Source organism: Actinoplanes lobatus, assembly GCF_014205215.1.
In the GTDB taxonomy this organism is placed as follows: domain Bacteria; phylum Actinomycetota; class Actinomycetes; order Mycobacteriales; family Micromonosporaceae; genus Actinoplanes; species Actinoplanes lobatus.
Map to the genome: position 1 here is coordinate 2678315 of NZ_JACHNC010000001.1, position 22086 is coordinate 2700400.

A 22086-nucleotide genomic window follows, 5' to 3' on the forward strand; every position below is an offset into this window, starting at 1 on the left:
GTGCCTAGCGTCTAGGGCATGACGACCACACACGCGGGGCCGGCGCCCGCTCCCCGTCCCACCCGGCGGTTCCTGCGCCAGTTGGGGATCGACACCCAGTACGTGCTGGTCGGATTCCCCCTCGGCCTGATCGCTCTCGTCGTCGGCATCACCGGCTTCGCGCTCGGCATCGGCCTGGTGGTCATCTGGGTCGGCCTGCCGATCATGGTCGGCACGCTGATGTTCGCCCGCGGGTTCGCCATCACCGAGCGGGCCCGGATCGCCCCGGTGCTGGGCCGGAGCGTCCCGCAGCCGATCTACAAGAAGGTCCGCGGCGAGGGACTGCTGCGCCGCACCTTCGGCCCGCTCTCCGACGGGCAGTCCTGGCTCGACCTGGTGCACGCGATCTTCCGCTTCATCCCGAACACCCTGGCCTTCTGCTTCGTGATCACCTGGTGGGCGGTCGCCGTCGCCGGGCTCACCTACCCCCTGTGGGACTGGGCCCTGCCGCACCCGCCGGACAACTACGAGCTGCACGAACTCCTCGGCTTCGACGACTCCGCGGGCACCCGGATGCTCTTCAACGTGAGCATCGGCCTGTTCTTCACCGGCACGCTGTACTGGGTGGTCCGCGGCGCCGCGCTGTTGGAGGCGCACTTCGCCCGCGGTCTGCTGATCGGCGCCTGGGAGCTGCGCCGGCAGGTGGCCGCCGCCGAGGAGGCCCGCGACGTGGCGCAGCGGCAGAAGGCGGCGGCGGTCTCGGCCGAGGCGGTGGCGCTGCGCAGGCTGGAGCGCGACATCCACGACGGCCCGCAGCAGCGGCTGGTCCGCCTCGCCATGGACCTGGGCCGGGCCGAGCAGCAGTTCGCCGACGACCCGGAGCGGGCCCGCGCCATCGTGGCCGAGGCCCTGACCCAGACCCGGGAGACGCTCGACGAGCTGCGTGCCCTGTCCCGCGGCATCGCCCCGCCGATCCTGATCGACCGGGGCCTGCGGGCGGCGCTGACCGCACTGGCCGGCCGGTGCACCGTCCCGGTGGACCTGGACGCGCCCCCGCTCGACCGGCTCGACCCGGCCGTCGAGTCCACCGCCTACTTCGTGGTGGCCGAGGCGCTCACCAACGTCGCCAAGCACAGCCACGCCAACGAGGTGCAGGTCAGCGTGCAGCGGATCGCCACCGGCCTGATCGTCACGGTCAGCGACGACGGCGTGGGCGGGGCGAGCCTGGCCAAGGGGCACGGCCTGGCCGGGCTGGACGACCGGGTCCGGGCCGCCGGGGGAGTGCTGGCGGTGGACAGCCCGGAGGGTGCGGGCACACGGCTCACGGCGGCCCTGCCGATCTGACAGCATGGCGGCATGCGTGTGGTGATTGCCGACGATGCCGTGCTGTTGCGCGAGGGCCTGATCCGCCTCGTCGAGGAGAACGGTCACACCGTCGTCTCGGCCGTCGGCGACGGGCCCTCCCTGGTCGAGGCGATCAAGGAACACCGTCCGGACGTCTCCATCGTGGACGTCCGGATGCCGCCGTCGCACACCGACGAGGGGCTGCGCGCCGCCGTCGAGGCCCGGACCGCGGTGCCGGGCAGCCCGATCCTCGTGCTCTCGCAGTACGTCGAGGTCTCGTACGCCGACGATCTCCTGGCCGACCGCCGTGGCGCGGTCGGCTATCTGCTGAAGGACCGGGTCGCCCTGGTGGGCGACTTCCTCGACGCCCTGGGCCGGGTGGCCGGCGGCGGCACCGTGCTGGACCCGGAGGTGGTGGCCCAGCTGCTGGTGCGGCGCCGCCGCGACGACCCGATGCGCAGCCTCACCCCGCGCGAGCGTGAGGTGCTGGGCCGGATGGCCGAGGGCATGTCGAACACCGCGATCGCCCGCGCCCTGGTGGTCACCGACGGTGCGGTGGAGAAGCACGTCCGCAACATCTTCACGAAGCTGAACCTGCATCAGGACGAGGAGCAGCACCGGAGGGTCCTGGCGGTGCTGGCCTACCTCCAGGCGTAGGGCTAGCCCTACCCCGGATCCGGGTGACCGCCATATCGTTCGGCCACTTCGGAGTCCATAGCGTCTTTTCCATGGAGAACAGGGAAGACGTCAAGGGAATCGCGGCTCGTGCCGCGATCTGGAGTGCCCGCCATCGGGTGCTCGCCATACTCGGCTGGATCGCCTTCGTGGCCGCCACCGTCGTTCTCAGCGGCATGATCGGGACCAGGCAGGCGGACGAGGGCACGGCCGGGCACGGGGACTCCGGCGACGCCGACCGGATCGTCGCGGCGGCCGGGTTCCCGGAGCAGCCGGCCGGCGAGATGGTGCTGATCCAGAACCGGGCCGAGTCGGACCGGACGGCGGCCACCGCCGAGATCACCGAGGTTCTCGGTGCGACCGCCGGAGTCACCGGCGTGCAGGAGCCGATCCAGTCGGCGAACGGCCGGTCGACGCTGATCAGTTTCAGCATCACCGGTGACCCCGGGACCGCGGCGGAGCGGGTCGGCCCGGCCCTGGACGCGGTGGCGAGGGTGCAGAGCGCCCACCCCGGCCTGTTCATCTCCGAGGCCGGCTCGGCGAGCGCCGACCAACTGGTCGACGAGGAACTGACCGGTGGCCTGAACCGGCTCGGGATGCTCTCCATCCCGGTGACGCTGGGCATCCTGCTGGTCGCCTTCGGCGCCGTGGTCGCATCGTTGCTCCCGGTCCTCCTGGCGATCATGTCGGTGGTCGCCGCGATCGGCCTGATGGCGGGCGCGAGCCGGTTCGCCCCCGCGGTCGACGAGACGACGCACGTCATGCTGCTGATCGGCCTGGCCGTCGGCGTCGACTACTGCCTGTTCTACATCCGCCGGGAGCGCGACGAGCGCCGCCGGGGAGCCGACCCGCACCGGGCGCTGATGATCGCGGCACAGACGTCGGGCCGGTCGATCTGGGTCTCCGGGCTCACCGTCATGATCGCCATGGCCGGCATGTTCTTCACCCAGGACGTCGTCTTCGTCAGCTTCGCCGCCGGCACCATCCTGGTGGTGGCCACCGCCGTGCTCGGCTCGCTGACCGTGCTGCCCGCCCTGCTCTCGCTGCTGGGCGACCGGGTCGACGCCCTCAAGATCCCCGGCCTGTACCGGCGGAACAGTGACGGCCGGGTCTGGAACGCGCTGCTGAACGTCGTACTCGCCAAGCCGTTGATCTCCGCGATCGTCGCCGTCGCGGCGCTCGGCGCGCTGGCCTACCCGGCCCTCGATCTGAAGACCCGGGGCCAGGCCATCCAGGACGTCTCGCCGGACGCCCCGGTCGTGCAGACGTTCCTCGCCATCGGTGAGTCCTTCCCCAGCAAGACCACCCCGGCGCAGATCGTGGTCAAGGACGACTCGGTCCGGACCGCGGAGTTCGAGAAGGCGCTGGCCGGGCTCGAGGCGGCGGTCCGCGACAGCGGCGGGAAGCTGGCCGAGCCGGTCGGTGTCGAGATCAACCCGGCCGGGAACGTCGCGGTGGTCTCGGTCGGCCTGGCCGGCAGGGAGAGCGACAGTGTCGCCGTCGACGCGCTGAACCTGCTGCGTGACCAGGTGGTGCCGGACACCTTCGGCCGGATCGACGGCGCCACGGCGCTGGTCACCGGGTCCACCGCGGGCGGCGTCGACTACAACGAGCAGCTGGACAAAACGCTGCCGTTGGTCTTCGCGTTCGTCCTGGGGCTGGCATTCCTGCTGCTGCTGGTGTCGTTCCGGTCGGTCGTGGTCGCGGTCACCGGGCTGGTGCTGAACCTGCTGTCGGTCGCGGCCTGCTACGGCATGCTGGTCTACGTCTTCCAGTACGGGCACTTCGAGGAGCCGCTGGGCTTCGTCTCCGGCGGGGGCATCACCAACTGGATCCCGATGTTCCTCTTCGTCATCCTGTTCGGGCTGTCGATGGACTACCACGTCTTCGTGGTCAGCCGGATCCGCGAGGGCCACGACCGCGGCCTGTCGACGCGGGACGCCGTCCGTGAGGGCATCGGCCGGACCGCCGGCGTGATCACCAGCGCGGCCGTGGTGATGGTCGCGGTGTTCGCCCTCTTCGCCACGCTGCCGCTGACCGCCACCAAGGAGCTGGGCATCGGCCTGGCCGCCGCGGTCCTGCTGGACGCCACGATCATCCGGGCGGTCCTGCTGCCCTCGGTGATGGCGCTGCTCGGCCGGGCGAACTGGTGGCTGCCGAAGTGGCTGGGCTGGCTGCCGGAGGTGGCCCACGAGCCGCCCGCGCAGTCGCACGAGCCCCGGATCGAGCGGGAGCTCACCCCGGTCAGCTGACCGCCTGAGCGAGGGCGCCGCCGAACACGGCGGCGCCCATTCCGGCCGTGATGCTGAGCAGCGCGTACCCGGCCGCGGCCGCGATCTCGGAGCGCCGGGTCAGCGCCAGGATCTCCCAGCTGAAGGTCGAGTACGTGGTGAGCGCCCCGCAGAACCCGGTGCCGAGCAGCGCCACCGCGCCGGCCGGGAGCGGCAGCCCGAGCACCAGGCCGAGGACGAACGAGCCGGTGACGTTCACGGTCAGGGTGCCCCACGGGAAGGCCGCCCCGAACCGGTTCCGCAACATCAGGTCGGTCAGGTAGCGCAGCGGGGCGCCGACCGCGGCACCGAGGGCCACCAGCAGGACCGTCATCGGGCCAGGGCGCTTCCGGCCGCGACCGCCACCACCGCGCCGATCAGGGTGGCCGCCAGATACCCCAGCCCGGCCTGGGACGTCTCGACGATCGCCGTGGAGAAGGTGGTGTAGCCGCCGAGGAACCCGGTGCCGAGGAACAGCCGGGGCAGGCGCGGCTCGACCCGGGAGTAGAGCACCCCGATCAGGAAGCAGCCGGTCACGTTGATCAGCCAGGTGGACCAGGGGAAACCGTGCGGCTCGGTCGGCCACGCGGTGGCGATGCCGTAGCGGGCCAGGGCGCCGAGCACGCCACCCGCGGCGACGGCGGTGAGGCTGGCGCGGTTCAGGTATTGGTCCATCTCCTGGGACGCTATCCCATCAGGAACCCGGCGGCCGGGGGGACGTGGCGGCGTCCTCCCCGGCCGTGGATCCACTGTAGATCAACATTGCCATTCGGGGGCAGGCGGCCCCGTGGCGGACGGGCGCCTGAATTCTGCGGGGCGGGCTGGTGAACTGTGGCGCGAGAATCGGTTGAACAGCCATAAAGTGGTGCGATCAGCCCCGGTATTGGCTGATAACGTGCGGCTCCGCACGCGGACGGAGCGGACAGACATGCACCACGCCAACCATCACTACGGCCACTCGCACATCCTGGCCCGCTACTGCGGGATGCCCGAGCCGTTGCATCCGCCCCGGATCCACGGCTACCTCCAGCACGGCTGGAACATCGGGGACGGCCTGGCCCCCGGTACGCCGTACGTGGCCGGCTCCCGCCTGCTCGTCTGGTCCGAGGAGACCCGGCGACGGTCCTGGTCGCAGGGGCGGCGCGATGTGGTCGTGGTGGGCGCCCCGTTCGCGTACCTGGCGGAGATGACCCCGGCCGGCGGCGAACCCGGCGAGGGGACGATCTTCTACCCCTTCCACGGCTGGGAGGGGCAGCAGGTCCACGGCGACCACCAGCGCCTCATCGACGAGGTGCGGGCGACCGAGACCGGCCCGGTCACCGCCTGCCTGTACTGGAACGAGTACCGGATGGGCGCGGTGCGCCGGCTCTACGAGCGGGCCGGGTTCCGGGTGATCTGCCACGGCTACCGGGGCTTCTGGTGGCGCGACCACGACCGGGACTTCCTGGTCAAACAGCTCGCCGAGCTGCGGCGGCACCGGCGGGTGGTCTCCAACCGCTTGTGCAGCGCCATCTGGTACGGCCTGCTCGCCGGCCGGGAGGCGGCGGTCTACGGCGACCCGATGGTCCTCGACAACGCCGACATGACGTTCGGCGGGGAGTCGCGGCTGCACCGCCAATGGCCCGGTCTGTACGGCCGGGAGACCGACTTCGCCACCTGCCACCGGCTCGCCCGGGCGCAGCTGGGCGCCGACGAACTGGCCGGTCCCGAGGAGCTGCGCAAGCTCCTGGGCTGGTCGAAGGAAGGGTACGTGTGACCAACCTGATCCGGGCCGGCGGCGAGATGTTCGCCTGGTCCGACCGGTCCGCCCGGCCGAACGCGCTGCTGACCCGGCTGATCACCGAGCTGAGTGGTCCGGGCCGGTCCGTCCTGGTCGCCGGCCCGCACCCGGACGAGCTGATCACCGCGTTGACCACCGGTGGCGCCGAGGTGACCTGGCTGCTGCGCTCGCTCACCGACGCCGAGCAGGCCGCCCGTACCCATCCCGCGGTCACGGTGCTGGCCGGGGCGTTCGGCAAGGCCGACCTGACCCCGGGGTACGACCTGGTGGTCGCCACCGACGGTATCCAACGGCTCAACTCGGCCGAGGGCGACCAGCTCCCGGCCGCCGGACTGCTCGACGGTCTGGCCCGGGCGGTACGGCCCGGCGGCTCCCTGGTCCTGATGCACGACAACCAGCTCGGCGCCCACCACACCGTCCGCCTCGATCCGGGCGCCCGGCACCGCGACGACGCCGCCTGGTACCCGGCCGAGGCGGTGGACGGACCGGCTGCCCGCACCCAGCTCACCGCCGAGCTGACCGGTTCCGGCCTGGTGATCGACGCTGCCTATGCCGCCTTCCCGGAACCGGATGCGCCGACCGTACTGATCGGGGGTGAAACGCTCGGTGACCTCGCGTCGCCGCTGCGACCCTGGCTGCACACCGTGCTGGCGCAGGCGTACACGACCGCCTTCCGTGGCCGCCCGGTGCTCAGCGACCCGCGCCGCTTGGTCGGCCGGGCGTTGCGGGCCGGGGCCGAGGACACGGTCGCCGGTGGCTGGCTGGTCGTCGCCCGCGCACCCGGCGACGCCGGGCACCTCCGGCAATGGCACGACGTGCTGATCGGCGTGGCCCACGGCGTCCACCGGCTCGACGCGGGCGGGCTGCGAACCCTGGCACCCTACGAAGGGCCGCGTGAGCAGGACGGTCTGCTCCGGGCCGAGGTGGCTCAGCCGTTCGACGGGTACCTGTTGGAGGAGCGGCTGTTCGCGCTGTGCGCCGCCGCCGACGTCCGCCGCCTGCGGCAGGAGGTCACCCAGTACGAGGCGTGGCTGTCCGGCCGGTCCCGCGACGGCGCCGTCGACGGCCCGGCCGCCCTGGCCGACCTGTCGGGTATCGGCGTCACCGCGGCCGGGCCGGACGTGCTCTTCGGGCGCTGGGCGCCGGTCGAGCCGATTCCCACCCGGATCGCCCTGGTCCGGGCGCTCTGGCAGTTCGCGGTCCGGCTGGTCACCGCGGGCCGCCCGCATCCGTGGCCGATCACCGCGAGCGCGTCCGACCTGGCCGCGATCCTGACCGGCATGGCCGGGCGCAGCGTGACCGAGGAGGATCTGCGCGCGGCGGTGGACCTTCAGGTGACGATCGACGCCGCCGAGTTCGGGCTGAGCCCGGCCGACCGGCGGGCACACCGGCTGGCCCTGCTCGCCGTGCAGCCGGGCACCGCGCCGCTGGACGTGGCCGGGTACGGCGAGCTGGCCGAGGCCCTCTGGCGGCAGCGCTACCAGGCGAGCCACCTGCTGGCCATGATGGAGTGGACCGAGCAGATCATCGCCTCCCGGGACTCCCAGCTGAGCCGGATGGAGTGGGAGCTGCGATTCCACCGGAGCCGGGTGACCGGGAGGGCGCTGATGGCCGCGAAACGCGCCTACCGGATGATCAAGAAATAGGTCTAGACGAGATCCCAGGTGAGCGGGGTCCCGGTGGCCGCGTCGACGGTGAAGGTCCGCCCCAGAACCGTCCCGATGAGGTCGGGTTCGAGCCCGCCGGTGGGCCGGATCGACCGCACGTTCTCCTCGGTGACCGGGTCGCCCGCCCGGACGTCGGTGACCACGTAGAGGGAGCGCCGGAACCGCAGGCTCTCCTTCTCCGCCGACGTGGGGCCGATGGCCGTGGTGCCCAGCGCCTGCCAGGCCCGCTCCGACTCGGTGACCAGCAGTCGCAGCTCGGCCTGGTCGAGGGAGAACGCCGAGTCCACGCCGCCGTCGGCCCGGTCCAGGGTGAAGTGCTTCTCGATCAGCACGGCGCCGTACGCCACCGCGGCGATCGGCACCCCGATGCCCATGGTGTGGTCGCTCAGCCCGATCGGCAGTTTCAGCGCCTCGGCCAGCACCGGGATGCGCCGCAGGTTGGTTTCCCCGGGCGGCGCCGGGTAGGAGGCGGTGCAGCTCAGCACGGTGATGTCGGTGGCGCCGGCGCCCTGGGCGGCCTCGACCGCGGCGGTGATCTCGCGCAGCGTCGCCATGCCGGTGGAGATGATGACCGGCTTGCCGGTCGAGGCGGCCAGCCGGATCAGCGGCAGGTCGGTGATCTCCGAGGAGGCGATCTTGTACATCGGTGCGTCCAGCTTCTCCAGCAGCTCGACGGCGGTCCGGTCGAACGGGCTGGAGAACGGTGTGATGCCCCGCTCCCGGGCCCGCTCGAAGATCGGCGCGTGCCAGTCCCATGGCGTGTGCGCCCGCTCGAACAGCTGGTAGAGGTAGTCGCCACCCCACAGGTCGTGGCCCGCGGAGATCTGGAAGCGCGGGTGCTTGACGTCCACGGTCATGGTGTCCGCGGTGTACGTCTGGATCTTGATGGCGTCGGCGCCGGCCTCGGCCGCGGCGTCCACCAGGGCCAGGGCCCGGTCCAGCGAACCGTTGTGGTTGCCCGACATCTCCGCCACGATGTACGGCTTCCTGCTGCTCATTTGCTTCTCTCCGTCCAGACGACGGTCTTCGGCACGCCGTCGACCAGCCGTTCGTATCTGCGTGTCTCGCGGAACCCGAATCGCCGGTGCAGGGCGAGGACCTGCTTGTTGTCGGCGAGCGTCTCGCCACCGAGGGTCTCCAGGCCGAGGGTGCCGAAGGCGTACTCGACAGCCTCCTTCTCCAGCCGCATCCACGCCGGTAGCAGGCGCGGGCCGAGCCCCTCGACGTCGAGGTAGAAGGACCAGGTGGAGCCGTTGAAGATCACTACGCCGGCCGGGACGCCGTCCTCCTCGTAGATCAGGACGTCGCCGCCGCGCGCGGCCCACCAGGCCGCGTGCTCGGCGGGCCGGATCTCGTGCGTGGTCAGGCTGACGGCGCGTACCGATGGGTGGTTGCGCCAGGGGAGGACCAGGTCACGGTCGGTTTCACGGGCGGGTCGAAGCACGGGAGTCAACGTAGGGAGGCGCCCTGGACCGCCCGTGGCGGCGCGGGGACGTCCCGGGAAACCGCGGGTGTCCGTTCAGTGGACCGGCGGCGCAGCCCGGCCACCCGGTAGCCGGTGCGCAGGGCGGCGTACGCGGTGTAGCTGTTCGCCGCCACGAGCCGGTGCTTGAGGCCCGGGGTGCCGGCCGGCGGCAGGTAGCCGTCCGGGCGGTGCCGCCGGTAGAGCGCCGCGATCCGCCGGAAGTAGGCGCGGCGCCGGGACGGGTGCACCCGGCTCTCGTTCCCGGCGACCACCAGCAGGTGACTGATCATCAGGGTGAACATGCGGACCTTGAGCGCGGGCGCGACACCGGCCGCGGCCAGCCACGCGTGCAGCCGGTCCCACTGCTCGAACGCCTCGAAGTGCCGGTCGCTGCGGGTCGCCGTGATCGCGCCGAACCGGCCGACCCGGTAGTGGTAGCAGACCCGGTTGAGCACGTCGAGACGCTCGGCGGCGATCAGGACCGGATTGCTGAACGGGACGTCCTCGTACCACCCGGCCGGGAAGCGCAGCTCGTGCTTGGCCAGGAACTCCCGGCGCATGACCCGGTTCCAGGCGGTGTGCTGCACGCCGAGCAACCGGGAGAGGTCCACCGATCCGGCCAGCAGCGGCGAGCTGGCGTCGGTCTGCAACCGGCCGTTCTCGTGCACCCGCAGGTGGTCGACGAGCAGCACGTCCGGCTCGGTCTCGCGGAGACGTTCCAGCACGGCCCGGACCGAGCCGGACGGCAGCCAGTCGTCGCTGTCCACGAACCACACGTACTCGCCGCGCGCCTCGGCCAGCCCGGCGTTGCGCGCCAGGCCCAGCCCGACGTTGCCGGGCAGGTGGACGACCCGCAGGTCACCGTGGCGGGCGGCGTACCCGTCCAGCATCGCGCCACAGGCGTCCGGCGAGGCGTCGTCCACGGCGATGACCTCGACCAGGGCGTTCTCCTCCGCGGACAGGCCGGCGCGGAGGGACTCCAGACACTGGTAGAGGTAGCCCTCGACCGCGTAGACCGGCACTACGACGGTCAGCAGAACATCCATACCGCCCACGGTCGACCCCGGACGTGAAGCTGAGGGGAACACCGGTTGGCTGTTCGCTACAAACCAATCAACAAACCTTTACCGGTACGGCTTTCGCGCTCACGCGGCCGGCGGCGGGAACAGCAGCTCCTGCATGGCGTCGCTGGTCAGCGGCTCGGCGAAGTAGTAGCCCTGGCCGAGTTCACAGTTGCCGTCCGCCAGTTCGCTGAGCTGGCCGGCGTCCTCGATGCCCTCGGCGACCGTGGACAGCTGCAATGCCTGGCCGAGCTGGATGATGCCGTGGGTGAGCGCCGCGGCGGCCGGCACGTCGCCGACATCGTCCACGAAAGATTTGTCGATCTTGATGATGTCGACCGGGAAGCGCCGCAGGTAGGCCAGCGACGAATAGCCGGTGCCGAAGTCGTCGATCGCCAGGCGCACGCCCAGGGCCTTGATCGTCTTGAGCCGTTCCACGATCTCCGCGCGATGATCGACGAGCAGCGACTCGGTCAGCTCGATGATCAGGTGATGCGCCGCCAGCCCACTCTCGGCGAGCGCCGACTCCACCAGTCCGGGCAGGTCGGCGCGGTCCAGCTGGACGGCCGACAGGTTCACGCTCACGGTGAGCGGCCCGTCCTTGCCGCGCTGCGCGTTCCAGCGGGCCGCCTGCCGGCACGCCTCCCGCAGCACCCACTCGCCGATCGGGACGATCATCCCGGTCTCCTCGGCCAGCGGGATGAAGTCCAGCGGCGGGACCATCCCGCGTACCGGGTGCTGCCAGCGGACCAGCGCCTCCAGGCCGGAGATCTCCCGGGTCGCCAGCCGCACGATCGGCTGGAACCGCAGCTGGAACTCGTGCCGCAGCACGGCCCGGCGCAGGTCGGCCTCCATCTCCAGGTGCCGCTTGAAGGACTCCCGGATGGCCGGGTCGAACACGGCGTACTGGTCCTTGCCCTTCTTCTTGGCCTCGAACAGGGCCAGGTCGCCGCGGACCATCAGCTCCTGGGCGTCGTGCGTGCCGGGTTCCCCGAACGCGACGCCGATGCTGCACGTCACGAACGTCTCCCGGCCGTCCAGGTCGAACGGGTCCCGCATCGCCATGACGATCCGCCGGGCCACCAGCTCGGCGGCGTCCGCGGTGCCGCCGTCCGGCAGCAGCACGGCGAATTCGTCGCCGCCCAGCCGGGCCGCCGTGTCGTCGGGGCGCAGGCAGTCACGCAGCCGGTCGGCGACCATGACCAGCAGCCGGTCGCCGGCCTGGTGCCCGAGAGAGTCATTTATGACCTTGAACCGGTCCAGGCCGATCAGCAGCGTGGCGATCCCGCCGGTACGGTCCGCGCCGAGTGCGTTCTCCATCCGGGTGACGAACAGCGAGCGGCTGGCCAGTCCGGTCAGCGCGTCGTGGAACGCGGCGTTCATCTCGTGCAGCGCCCGGGCGTCGGTGACGGCCAGACTGGCGTGTTCGGCGAACGCCGACAGCACCTCCCGCGAGGCCTCGTCCCACTCCCGCGGCTCGGTGTGCGAGCCGGCGAACATGGCGCCCACCACGACGCCGTTCTCGTGCACCGGCACCGCCATCACGCTCTGGAGCCGGGAGCGGACCAGCTCCGGCACGGCGATCGGCGAGGCCGCGTAGTCGTCCACCGCGATCAGTTCGTCGCCCATGATCGCCAGGCCCACGACACCCAGCGTGGCGACCGGGATCCGCTGCATCCGGGCCATCAGCTCGTCCGGGATGCCGGCGGCGGCGATCAGGCTCATCCGGCCCGGGTCGTCGCTCTCCAGCACGGTGAGCCCGGCGAGGTCGACGCCGAGCAGTTCGGCGGCCGCCCCGGCGATCCGGTCCAGGATCCGGCTCAGCGGCTCGCGCTGCGCGATCGTCCGCTGCACCGAGCTGAGCTCGTCGAACAGACGCTGCCGCCGCTGCAACGAGTCGATCAGGCGGGCGTTCTCCTCGGACTGCCTGCGCTCGGCCTCGACCAGGTGCACCGCCTGGAGGCTCAGCTCCAGGACCCGGGCCATGCCGCGGAGCAGGCAGACCTCCTCGTCGGTGAACGCGCCGGAGCGCCGGCCGATCACCAGCATGCCGGCGGACGAGCCGCCCAGCGGGGCGACCGCCAGGTGGTAGCGGACATCGCCGGCCCACATCGTGGACGGGCGCCCGAGCAGGTGGTCGGCGGTCAGCGCGAAGAGCGGGACCTCCTCGGCCGGCAGGCCCACGGCGGCGGTCGCGCAGGATTCGACGGTCAGCACCGCGATATCGGCGCCGAGCGCACGCTGCGCGCACTCCACGGCGGCACGCTGGGCGGCGGCCTCATCGGGCCGGTCGGCTACGACGGCCAGGAAGTCCGTCAGTTGCTGGGTGGCGAGCACCTGGTTGCAGTCGGCGGGGCATGGGCGCAGCTGAGGAAAACGCGCATGCGGTTCGGGGTTCGTGCCAATCTGGTCACGAACGGTCAGTGCGTCGATACGTACGGTTGTCAAAGCCGGGCGGGTGCGACTGAATGGACCCGTGGAGATCTCCGAGGAGGATCCGTCGCCGGGGCTGGCTGCCGGCCGGGTCGGCGCCGCTTCGATCGCCTTTCTCGGGCTGGCCGCCGCCGCCCCGATCGTCACCCTGGTCACCGTGGTCCCGGCCGTCCTGGCCGACGGCGCGGGGCCGCTCGTTCCCTGGTCGTTCGCCGCCGCCGGGCTCCTGCTCCTGCTCTTCTGCGGCGCCCAGTCCGCGATGCTCCGGCGGTACCCGAGCGCCGGAGCGGCGTACTCCCAGGTGGTCAAGGGCCTCGGCCGGCCCGCCGGGATGGCCGCCGCGTGGCTCGCGATCGCCGGTTACCACGCGATCCAGTTCGGTCTCTACGCGCTCGCCGGTGTGACCGCCGCGCCGCTGGCGCAGAGCTTTCTCGGCCGTAGCGTGCCGTGGTGGGCGGTGGCGGCGGTCTGCTGGGCGATCGTCGCGCTCTGCGGCACCATGCGGATCGAGGTGGCGGCCGGGGTGATCGGCCTGTTCGCGGTCGCCCAGGTGGCCGTGCTCGCCGGGATCGGCGCGGCCAACGTGCTCCAGCCGTTCGGCGACGGGGTCACCGCCGAGTCCATCCGGATCACGGACTGGACAGTGCTGGACCGGCCGGCGATCGGCCTGCTGCTGGCCGTCGCGGCGCTGGCCTTCGCCGGTTTCGAGACCACCGCGGTGTACGCCGAGGAGGGCTTCCAGCCCCGCCGCAGCGCCGGGCTCGGTGGGTACCTCGCGGTGCTGCTGATCGCCCTGATGCTCGGCGGCCTCTCCTGGAGCATGCTGGTCGCCGCCGGGCCGGACCGCACCGCCGTGGTGGCCGAGGTCCGCGGCGCCGACCTGCTCTTCGACCTGGCCGCCGACCGGCTCGCCCCGTGGGCCGTCACGCTGGGCCGGTTCATGCTGCTGGCCGGTGTGGTGGCGGCCGTGCTGGCGCTGCACCAGGTGATCACCCGCTACCTGTTCGCGCTGGGCCGGGAACGGGTGCTCCCCGCCGTACTGGGAAATGTCCGTCGCCGGACGGCCGCGCCGCGCGCCGCCTCGATGACCCAGTCGCTGATCGCGGGTTCGACGCTGGCCGGCGCCTACCTGGCCGGCGCCGACCCGGGCCCGCGCACCGCCCGCTGGCTGATCGTCGGCGGCGTCCTGAGCATCCTGCTGGTGCTGCTGCTCGTTGCGGTGGCCGCGTTGCTGCACCTGAACCGGATCCCCGGCCCCGAGCGCGCCTGGGGTCGTTTCGTCGCGCCCGTTCTGTCCACAGTGTCCCTGGGGGTGGTCGCCGTCCTGGCGTTCCGCGACCTGCCCGCCCTGCTCGACATGCCGGCCGGATATCCGCTGGTCCGGGCGATTCCGGGCTGCCTGCTGGGCTGTGTGCTGCTGGCCGTCGGCCACGCGCTGCTGCTGCGTGCGCTGCGCCCGGTCCGCTACGCCGGCATCGGCCTGGCCGGCGCGGCCGTGGTGATCACGCCGGCGAGCCCGCCCCCGCCCACTCCGTCCACCCCGCCCGCCGCGCACGCCGAGCCCGGGGCGCCGAGGATCCCCCGGCAGCGCGATCCCGGCGCGCACCGGCCCGAGCGGGTCACGACCCGAAGAAGTCCTGGACCTGAGTGAGTGTCAGGTAGCCCTGCGGCTCCAGCTCGCGCGGGATGGACGGCAGGCCCTTGGCCGTCACCGGCACCTCGCCGGCGTCCTCCGGCGGGGCCGACGGGGTGGGCGGCGGCGGCAGGTCGGGCAGGGCCAGCGCCTCACGGATCAGCTCGAACATGGTGCGCACCTCGGTGGCCGCCCGCCGGACCAGCTCGTCGCGGGCGGTCCCGGCCGGCGGCAGCGCGCACGTGAAGTTCGCGCGCAGCCGGTCGTCGACGCGCCGGAGGTCGGCGCTGGGGCGCAGGTGGTCGAGCCGGCCCTCGGTGACGATGCCGAGTTCACAGTCGAGGAAGCCGGACCGGTGCCACCACTGCTGCCAACGCGGGTCCGCGTCCAGGGTCTGTACGGCATGTTGCAGCGCCAGCAGGTAGAACCGAGGCGCCTGTCCGTCCCGAGTTGCCGTCCCCAGCCGTGGGTGGAGCCAGAACTCGTCCATGGTTCGCAATAGTTGCAAATCGGGCGGCGGTCGGTAGGGATTCCGCGGTGGCGCGTCCGAGTGGATCGCCGGATCGGTAGCTATAGGAGCAATCGTCTGTCTTATCAGAAAAAGTACCTTATGAGGTGGCGTCTCGGCGTGGGCGGGTGATAGGTGCCCGACTGCCCCGCAGCATGGGGGTGAATCGGACACAAGGGGCTGGTATGAAAAGAATCTGGGTGACCGCCATCGCGGTCGCGCTCGGTACGGTCGGTGCCACGGTCACCGCGGTGCGGGCCGAACCGGCGCGGGACGCGCCGCCGCCGATCGTGTGGGGCGCCTGCGCCGACGCGACGCTCAAGTCACAAGGCGCCGAATGCGGTCAGCTCTCCGTCCCGCTGGACTACGCGAAACCGGAGGGCACGAAGATCCAGATCGCCGTCTCGCGGATCAAGTCCACCGTGCCCAAGGACAAGTACCAGGGCGTCATCCTGGTGAACCCGGGCGGGCCGGGTGGCGCCGGCCTGGGCATGGCGGCGCTCGGCGAGCACGTGCCGAAACAGGCCGGCAAGGCGTACGACTGGATCGGCTTCGACCCGCGCGGGGTGGGCACCAGTACGCCGAAGCTGACGTGCGACAACGACTACACGGGCTACAACCGGCCGGCCTACGTGCCCAGCACCCCGGCGGTGGAGAAGGCCTGGCACGCCAAGACCACCGCGTACGCGGCCGCCTGCGCCAAGGCCGGTGGCGCGCTGCTGGACAACATGAAGACCGTGGACACGGTCCGCGACATCGAGAGCATCCGCACCGCGCTCGGGGTCGACAAGATCAGCTTCTATGGCTTCTCGTACGGCACCTACCTCGGGCAGGTCTACGCCACCAGGTACCCGGAGCGGGTGCACCGGATGGTCCTGGACGGCGTGGTCGACCCCACCCGGGTCTGGTACCGCTCCAACCTCGACCAGGACGTCGCCTTCGACAAGTCGATCAAGGTGTACTTCGCCTGGCTCGCCAAGTACGACTCGGTCTACCACCTGGGCAAGACCGCCGCCGAGGTGGAGAAGACCTACTACCAGCAGCTCGCCGCGCTGGCGGCCAAACCGGCCGGGGGGATCGGCCCGGCCGAGCTGACCGACGTCTTCCTCCAGGCCGGCTACTACGTCTTCGGCTGGCAGGAGGTCGCCCGCGCGTTCTCCGACCTGGTCACCAAGAAGGATTCGGCCGGCCTGAAGCGGCTCTACGACGAGGAGCACCCGCAGACCGCCGGGAACGACAACGGGTACGCCGTCTACCTGGCCGTGCAGTGCACCGACGTCGCCTGGCCGTCGGACTGGAAGAAGTGGGCCCGAGACAACTGGAAGGTGCACAAGAAGGCGCCGTTCGAGACCTGGGGCAACGCCTGGTACAACGCGCCCTGCCGGCACTGGGCCGGCGACCCCGGCCGCCCGGTCGAGGTGGACGGCGCCAAGGCCCCGCCGGTGCTGCTGATCGGCGAGACCCTGGACGCCGCCACCCCGTTCAGCGGGGCCCTGCGCGTTCGCCGGCTCTTCCCCCGGTCGGCCCTGATCGAGGGCGTGGACGGCACCACCCACGCCGGATCGCTGTTCGGCGACGCCTGCGTCGACAACTCGATCGCCGACTACCTGGCCACCGGCGCGCTGCCGGCCCGGGTCAAGGGCAACCGCTCCGACAAGCAGTGCGAGCCGATCCCCAAGCCCACCCCGCTGACCGCCACCGGCAAGAGCGCCGCTCCGGTGAACGAGCGCCTGCGGTTGCAGCGGATCATCGCGGGCCGCTGAGCGGACGGCCGGTCAGCGGCCCGGTGTGATTCCTCACCGGGCCGCTGACCAGGACGTGAGCTATGCTCGACCACGCGAAGGGGAGTAGCTCCCAATGTCGCGGTCGACATACTGAGCCTGGTTCGCCGGGCTCCGGCCGCGCGGCCTCCGACGAGGCGAGCGAGACCTTCGACCAGGCCGTATTCATCGACGGCCGGGTCGAGGTCGCCCTGCGCCCAGAGCCCGGTCGTGATCACCGGGAGTGGAAAGTTGGAAGGTTTCCTCGCCGCGCTGGGCATCAGCTTCGCGGTCATCTTCGTCGCCGAGCTCGGCGACAAGTCACAGCTCATGGCGATGACGTTCGCCACCCGTTACCGCCCCGTCCCGGTGCTGATCGGCATCACCGTGGCAACCGCCGTGGTGCACCTGGTCTCGGTCGGCATCGGCTACGGGCTGGGCACCACCCTCCCGACCGGCTGGATCTCGCTGGTCGCCGGCATCGCCTTCCTCGCCTTCGGCGCCTGGACACTGCGCGGCGACGTCCTCACCGCCGAGGAGAAGAGCAAGGCCGAGCGCTCCACCGGATCGGCCATCCTGGCCGTCGGCGGCGCGTTCTTCCTGGCCGAGCTGGGTGACAAGACCATGCTGGCGACCATCACCCTGGCCACCCAGCACGGCTGGTTCGGTACCTGGATCGGCTCCACGGTCGGCATGGTGGCCGCCGACGCGCTCGCCATCCTGGTCGGCCGCTACCTCGGGAAGCATCTGCCCGAAAAGGTCATCAAGTACGGAGCTGCCACACTCTTCGCTATCTTCGGCATCTGGTTGATCACCGAAGGCGTGATCGAGTTGCGATAGGGGGAGCCGTGCTGGATTACCGGGCCGAGTTCGACGCCGAGGTCGCTCTCGAGGGTGGGGGCGAGTTGCGGGCGCGCGGGTTCCGCCTGGACATTCCGCACGCCGACGTCACCGAGGTCGAGGTCACCGCGCTGCTGGTGGCCGCGCTCGCCCCGCAGCGGGTGGAGCGGGCCGAGGTCCGCGGCATCCGGATCCTCGCCGAACCGCACCCGGCGGCCGGCCGCACGCCGGTCGAGCGGGTGCGATACGTCGAGCTGAGCCACGTCATCGAGGCCGGCCTGGTCACTTTTCCCGGCCTGCCCGGCCCGGAGATCACCCCGCACCTGACCCGGGAGGCGTCCCGGGGTGTCTACGCGCCCGGCACCGAGTTCTCCATCGAGCGGATCAGCATGGTCGGCAACACCGGCACGTACGTGGACAGCCCGTTCCACCGCTACCCGGACGGCACCGACCTGGCCGGCCTGCCGCTGGAGCGCCTGGCCGGGCTGCCCGCCGTGGTGGTCCGCGCGGTCGGCGGCGAGCGCGGGGTCACCGCCGAGATGCTCGCCCACGTCACGGTGGCCGGGCGGGCGGTCCTGCTGCACACCGGCGGCGACCGGCACTGGGCCACCCCGGCGTACGCCACCGGCGCGCCCTTCCTGACCGCTGACGGAGCCCGGCTCCTGGTCGACCGGGGCGCCGCGCTGGTCGGCATCGACGCGGTCAACATCGACGACATGTCCCCGGCCACCTGCGGTGAGCGCCCCGCGCACTCGCTGCTGCTGGCCGCCGGCATCCCGATCGTCGAGAACCTCACCAACCTGCGTCAGCTGCCGCCGTGCGGGGCCCGGTTCACCGCCGTGCCGCCGCGGATCGCCGAGTTCGGCACCTTCCCGGTCCGGGCCTTCGCCACCGTCCCGGTCGAGGACCCACAGACGTGACCCGCGAACTGGAACTGGCCCGGATCCGGTTGGGCCGTGGTGAGCCGGCGGCCGCCGCCGAACTGCTCGGCCCGCTGCTGGCCGCCGAACCGGACGATGTGACCGCCCTGGTGCTGATGACCCACGCCCAGCTCGCCCTGAAACGGCCCGACCTCGCCGACGAGCTGGCCCGGCGTGCGGTCGAGCACGCCCCGGAGTGGCCCGACGCGCTGGCCGCGCTCAGCCGGGTGCACACCGAGCTCGGCCGGCACGACGAGGCGATCGCCGCCGCCCGGGCCGCCGCCGACCGGCAGCCGGAGAATCCGTACCGGTACAACCGGCTGGCCTGGGCGCTGCTCGAGGAGGGCCACCACCCGGTGGAGGCCGAGCACGCGGCCCGCGAGGCGATCCGGCTGGACCCGGAGGAGGCCGACTTCCGGATCACCTACGCCATGGTGATGAAGCAGCTGAACCTCACCGAGCGGGCCCGCCAGGCGCTGCGGGACGCGCTCCGCCTGGCCCCGGACAACGCGGTGGCCCGGCACGAGCTGGCCGCCCTCGACGTGGCCGGCCATCATCCGTTCGCGTTGACCCGGCTGGCCCGGGGCGCGTCCGGGCTGGTCGGCGCCCTGCGGGCGGACCCGCGCCAGGAGGCCAGCCGGTTCCTGCTGGAGGTGGCGCTGCGCCAGTTCCTGGTCTACACCGCGATCATCCTGGTCCTGCTCGCCTATCTGGGCTGGCGGACGGCCGGGTCGTCGGTGCTCGGCGCCCGGCTGGCGGCCGCCGCGGCGGTCCTGGTCCCGCTCGCCTACGCCGGGTACTTCGTGACCCGTCTCGATCCGTCGCTGCGCGTCTACCTGCGCGGCCTGCTCGCCCACGGCCGGCAGCGGATCGCCGTCGCGGCGGCTGGGCTGGCGTTCGTGCTGCTGCTGGCCGCGCTGGTCGCCCCGGCTTCCTGGCTCGGCGGCCTGCTCGGCACGGCCACCGCGGCCGGCTTCGCGGTGCGCCTGCTCACCGCCTCGGCCACCCGGTGACCACCCCCTCACGCCCGGCGGGCGCGGCACGGTCCGGGCCCGGCAGAGAGATCGCGGGGTACGGGCGGTGCTGTGCACTCCCGTACCTCTAAAGATCTTTGGGCTTTTGCCGATTAGGGCGTCGTGATCACTGACCGCGAATCCGGAGCGGCGCTGACCTCCCCCAGCGACGCCCCCGCGCTGGCCTTCGCCGATCCGGGCGACCTCGGGGTGGCGCGTGCCGCGGCCCTGTTCGAACAGATGCAGCCGCAGAAGGCGGTCGAGCTGCTGACGCCCGTGCTGGCGCAGCGGCCGGACTCGGCGCCCGGCTGGATCCTGATGGCCCGGATCCGGCTGGCGCTCGATCAGGTGGATCCGGCGCTGGAGGCGGCGACCCGGGCCGTGGATCTGGCGCCGGACGACCCGCGCCCGCTGGCCATCGCGAGCCGCGCGCTGACCCTGCTGGGGCGGCACGAGGAGGCGATGAGCATGGCCTACCGTGCGGTGATCGTGGAGCCGAAGAACCCGCTGTGGCACGACCGGGTGGCGTGGGCGCTGGTCGCCGCCGACCGGCAGCTCGGTGACGCGGAGCAGGCGGCCCGTACCGCGGTCGGCCTGGATCCGAACGAGGCGCACTACTACTTCACGCACGGCGTGACGCTTGCCGCGCTCGGGCACGTGGATCAGGCCCGGCAGGCGTTGCAGACGTCGTTGCGGCTGGAGCCGGAGAACCCGGTGGCCAAGCATCGTCTGGACGTGCTGAACGGCGAGGCCGTGCCGGTGGTGGAGAAGAAGAAGCGGGGCTGGCGGCTGTTCGGCCGCAAGGAGGAGAGCAAACCGGCGCGTCCGGAGGAGTTCCGTCCCTGACTTAGACCCCTATAACGGGGCATAAGTATTATTTCGGGCATGAGATCTTGTTTGTCCGCGGTGACTCTGGTGCTCGCGACCCTCGTCGTGACCGCCGTGCCGGCGCACGCGAACGAGCCGGCGCTCATCGCCCACTACAGCTTCAACGCCCGGGCCGGAGCCCTCGCCGACGAATCGGGCAACGGGCACACCCTGCGGATGCTCTCCTTCCAGGGCGGCCGGGTCCGTACCGTGGCGCACGGCCTCGGCGCGGCGGTCGCCTTCCCCGGCAAGTGCATCCGGCTCGTCTGCCCGCACGTCGTCCTCCAGAGCGGCACCTCGGCCGACCTCAACCCGGGAACCCGGGACATCGCCTTCGGCGCCGACGTGATGCTGCCACCCGGCCAGACCAGCCCCGGACAGAACATCGTCCAGAAGGGCTACTCCACCCTGAACAGCCAGTACAAGCTCCAGATCGACGGCGCCGCGGGCCATCCCAGCTGCGTGCTGGTCGACATCCGGCAACCCGGCATCCGGATCGCCCGCAGCGTGGTCAGCACCGCGGACGGCCGCTGGCACCGGGTGCGCTGCCAGCGGAGCGGCACATCGCTCACGATCTACGTCGACAACGTGATCCGGGGCCGGACCATCGTCCCGGCCGGGCTCACCGTCTTCAACGACCAGCCGCTGAGCATCGGGTCGAAGGGCGCCTACCGGGACAACGACCAGTTCAACGGGGTGCTGGACAACGTCTGGGTACGGATCACCCGCTGAGCGCCCGCAGAAGCGCGCCGTCGTGGGTGTCGCCGGACAGCTCCCAGGCGAACAGCCCGCCGAGCTCGCGTTTCCGGGCGTACGCCACCTTGACGCCGACCGTCTCCGGGGTGTCGTACGACCACCACTGGTCGCCGCAATCGGCGTACGCCGTACCGCCCAGCGTCCCGGTCGGCGGGCACCGGCCCACCAGCACCCGGTAGTCCTCCAGCCCCCGGGCCGTGCCGGTCCACCCCCGCCCGTAGAAGCCGACCCCGATCAGCAGTTTCCCGGCCGGCACCCCGGCCCGCAGCAACTCGTCCACGGTCGCCGAGGTGGTGGCGGTCTCCCGCGGGATGCCGGGATAGGGCTCGAGCGGGGAGTGCGGCGCGGCCGTGCCGGGCCCGCTCCCGGCCGCGCCGAAGTAGTCGTAGGTCATGGCGCCCAGCCAGTCCACGTGCCGGGCCGCCGCCGCGTAGTCGGTGGCCCGCAACCGTCCCAGGTCGCCCGGCGCCGCGGCACTGATCAGCGCACCCGGCCCGAGTTCGGCACGCAGCGCCGACAGCATCCCGGCGAGCGCCGCCGGGCCGCTGCCGTCGCAGGTCGTGCCGCAGGCGTTCGGGTACTCCCAGTCGACGTCGATCCCGTCGAACAGCCCGGCCCAGCGCGGATCGGCGAGCAGCTGCCGGCAGGACGCGGCGAACCCGGCCGGATCCTTGGCCGCCTCGGTGAACCCGGCCGAGCCGGTCCAGCCGCCGAACGACCACAGCAGCCGGATACCGGGGTGTTGCTTCTTGAGCTTGCGCAGCTGACCGAAGGTGCCCCGCAGCGGGTCGGCCGCCGTGTCACCGACGCCGTCCACACTGTCCGCCGCGGAGACCATGCGCCGATGGGCGGCCCACGCGTCACCCATCGCGCAGCGGCCGCCGGTCACCCGGCCGAACGCGTACGTCAGATGGGTGAGCCGCTCGGCCGCCAGGTCCTTCACCCGGAAGTCGTGTCCGTAGACGCTCCACTCGGTGAGATAGCCCGCCACGACCAGCGGCTGCGGCTGGGGCACGGGCGCCGGCGGTTCGCCGCACCCGGCGAGCAGAAGGATCAGGATCAAGAACGCCGACCGGAAGCGCATCGGCCCGAAGGTATCCGCCCCTCGGTGTGAG

The 22086-nt window shown here is 72.0% G+C and carries 20 protein-coding genes; 12 read left to right on the forward strand and 8 right to left on the reverse strand.

Annotation, left to right across the window (positions count from 1 at the left end; translation table 11 throughout):
• Positions 1-18 precede the first annotated feature (18 nt).
• The 3 genes from BJ964_RS12380 to BJ964_RS12390 all read left to right on the forward strand — a co-directional run bounded on the left by BJ964_RS12380 (position 19) and on the right by BJ964_RS12390 (position 4250).
• Complete coding sequence (locus BJ964_RS12380; RefSeq protein ID WP_188120808.1) at positions 19-1323, forward strand: sensor histidine kinase; 1305 nt, start codon at positions 19-21, stop codon at positions 1321-1323.
• 12 nt (positions 1324-1335) lie between these two features.
• Positions 1336-1980, forward strand: a complete 645-nt coding sequence (locus tag BJ964_RS12385) for a LuxR C-terminal-related transcriptional regulator (protein WP_188120809.1) — start codon at positions 1336-1338, stop codon at positions 1978-1980.
• Between the two features lie 71 nt (positions 1981-2051).
• A complete protein-coding gene (locus tag BJ964_RS12390; RefSeq protein WP_188120810.1) occupies positions 2052-4250 on the forward strand; it encodes an MMPL family transporter in 2199 nt (732 codons plus the stop codon).
• On the opposite strand, the gene crcB is transcribed toward BJ964_RS12390, so the two are convergent.
• Entirely contained in the window at positions 4243-4602 is a 360-nt protein-coding gene (crcB, locus tag BJ964_RS12395) for a fluoride efflux transporter CrcB (protein ID WP_188120811.1), read from the reverse strand. The two genes, BJ964_RS12390 and crcB, sit on opposite strands and share 8 nt — an antisense overlap.
• Entirely contained in the window at positions 4599-4943 is a 345-nt protein-coding gene (locus tag BJ964_RS12400) for a fluoride efflux transporter FluC (RefSeq protein ID WP_188120812.1), read from the reverse strand. Before BJ964_RS12400 ends, crcB begins: the two co-directional genes overlap by 4 nt.
• 253 nt (positions 4944-5196) lie before the next feature.
• Here BJ964_RS12400 and BJ964_RS12405 point away from each other — a divergent pair, with 253 nt between their 5' ends.
• The gene (locus BJ964_RS12405; protein WP_188120813.1) at positions 5197-6024 is read left to right on the forward strand and encodes a hypothetical protein; all 828 of its coding nucleotides are present in this window, start codon (positions 5197-5199) and stop codon (positions 6022-6024) included.
• Positions 6021-7694, forward strand: coding sequence for a hypothetical protein (locus tag BJ964_RS12410; protein ID WP_188120814.1), 1674 nt, complete (start codon positions 6021-6023; stop codon positions 7692-7694). Before BJ964_RS12405 ends, BJ964_RS12410 begins: the two co-directional genes overlap by 4 nt.
• A 2-nt stretch (positions 7695-7696) precedes the next feature.
• On the opposite strand, the gene pseI is transcribed toward BJ964_RS12410, so the two are convergent.
• The 4 genes from pseI to BJ964_RS12430 form a co-directional block, all read right to left on the reverse strand.
• A complete protein-coding gene (gene pseI, locus BJ964_RS12415; RefSeq protein ID WP_188120815.1) occupies positions 7697-8713 on the reverse strand; it encodes a pseudaminic acid synthase in 1017 nt (338 codons plus the stop codon).
• On the reverse strand, positions 8710-9168 hold the full coding sequence (locus BJ964_RS12420) for a GNAT family N-acetyltransferase (RefSeq protein ID WP_188120816.1): 459 nt from the start codon (positions 9166-9168) through the stop codon (positions 8710-8712). The genes pseI and BJ964_RS12420 overlap by 4 nt, the downstream gene beginning before the upstream one ends.
• Entirely contained in the window at positions 9165-10226 is a 1062-nt protein-coding gene (locus tag BJ964_RS12425) for a glycosyltransferase family 2 protein (RefSeq protein WP_188120817.1), read from the reverse strand. Before BJ964_RS12425 ends, BJ964_RS12420 begins: the two co-directional genes overlap by 4 nt.
• Before the next feature lie 99 nt (positions 10227-10325).
• Complete coding sequence (locus BJ964_RS12430; protein ID WP_229806908.1) at positions 10326-12578, reverse strand: putative bifunctional diguanylate cyclase/phosphodiesterase; 2253 nt, start codon at positions 12576-12578, stop codon at positions 10326-10328.
• A gap of 139 nt (positions 12579-12717) precedes the next feature.
• Between BJ964_RS12430 and BJ964_RS12435 the strand changes: the two genes are divergently transcribed.
• Positions 12718-14325, forward strand: coding sequence for an APC family permease (locus tag BJ964_RS12435; RefSeq protein WP_229806909.1), 1608 nt, complete (start codon positions 12718-12720; stop codon positions 14323-14325).
• Here the strand turns inward: BJ964_RS12435 and BJ964_RS12440 are convergent.
• Positions 14294-14797 carry a hypothetical protein gene (locus tag BJ964_RS12440; protein ID WP_183225273.1) on the reverse strand — a complete coding sequence of 168 codons (504 nt, stop codon included), beginning with the start codon at positions 14795-14797 and terminating at the stop codon, positions 14294-14296. The two genes, BJ964_RS12435 and BJ964_RS12440, sit on opposite strands and share 32 nt — an antisense overlap.
• Positions 14798-15000: 203 nt before the next feature.
• Here BJ964_RS12440 and BJ964_RS12445 point away from each other — a divergent pair, with 203 nt between their 5' ends.
• The 6 genes from BJ964_RS12445 (at position 15001) to BJ964_RS12470 (ending at position 20947) form a co-directional block, all read left to right on the forward strand.
• Complete coding sequence (locus BJ964_RS12445; protein WP_188120818.1) at positions 15001-16578, forward strand: alpha/beta hydrolase; 1578 nt, start codon at positions 15001-15003, stop codon at positions 16576-16578.
• A 249-nt stretch (positions 16579-16827) separates the two neighbouring features.
• Positions 16828-17415 (forward strand): TMEM165/GDT1 family protein, encoded by a 588-nt coding sequence (locus BJ964_RS12450; protein WP_188120819.1) that lies wholly within the window; start codon positions 16828-16830, stop codon positions 17413-17415.
• Positions 17416-17423: 8 nt separating this feature from the next.
• Positions 17424-18335, forward strand: a complete 912-nt coding sequence (locus BJ964_RS12455) for a cyclase family protein (RefSeq protein ID WP_188120820.1) — start codon at positions 17424-17426, stop codon at positions 18333-18335.
• Entirely contained in the window at positions 18332-19348 is a 1017-nt protein-coding gene (locus BJ964_RS12460; RefSeq protein WP_188120821.1) for a tetratricopeptide repeat protein, read from the forward strand. The genes BJ964_RS12455 and BJ964_RS12460 overlap by 4 nt, the downstream gene beginning before the upstream one ends.
• A gap of 123 nt (positions 19349-19471) precedes the next feature.
• Positions 19472-20194: a tetratricopeptide repeat protein gene (locus BJ964_RS12465; RefSeq protein ID WP_229806910.1), complete on the forward strand. Its 723-nt coding sequence runs from the start codon at positions 19472-19474 to the stop codon at positions 20192-20194.
• Positions 20195-20233: 39 nt separating this feature from the next.
• Positions 20234-20947 (forward strand): LamG-like jellyroll fold domain-containing protein, encoded by a 714-nt coding sequence (locus BJ964_RS12470; protein ID WP_188120822.1) that lies wholly within the window; start codon positions 20234-20236, stop codon positions 20945-20947.
• Here BJ964_RS12470 and BJ964_RS12475 read toward each other — a convergent pair.
• On the reverse strand, positions 20937-22055 hold the full coding sequence (locus BJ964_RS12475) for a glycoside hydrolase family 18 protein (RefSeq protein ID WP_188120823.1): 1119 nt from the start codon (positions 22053-22055) through the stop codon (positions 20937-20939). The two genes, BJ964_RS12470 and BJ964_RS12475, sit on opposite strands and share 11 nt — an antisense overlap.
• Between the last annotated feature and the right edge of the window lie 31 nt (positions 22056-22086).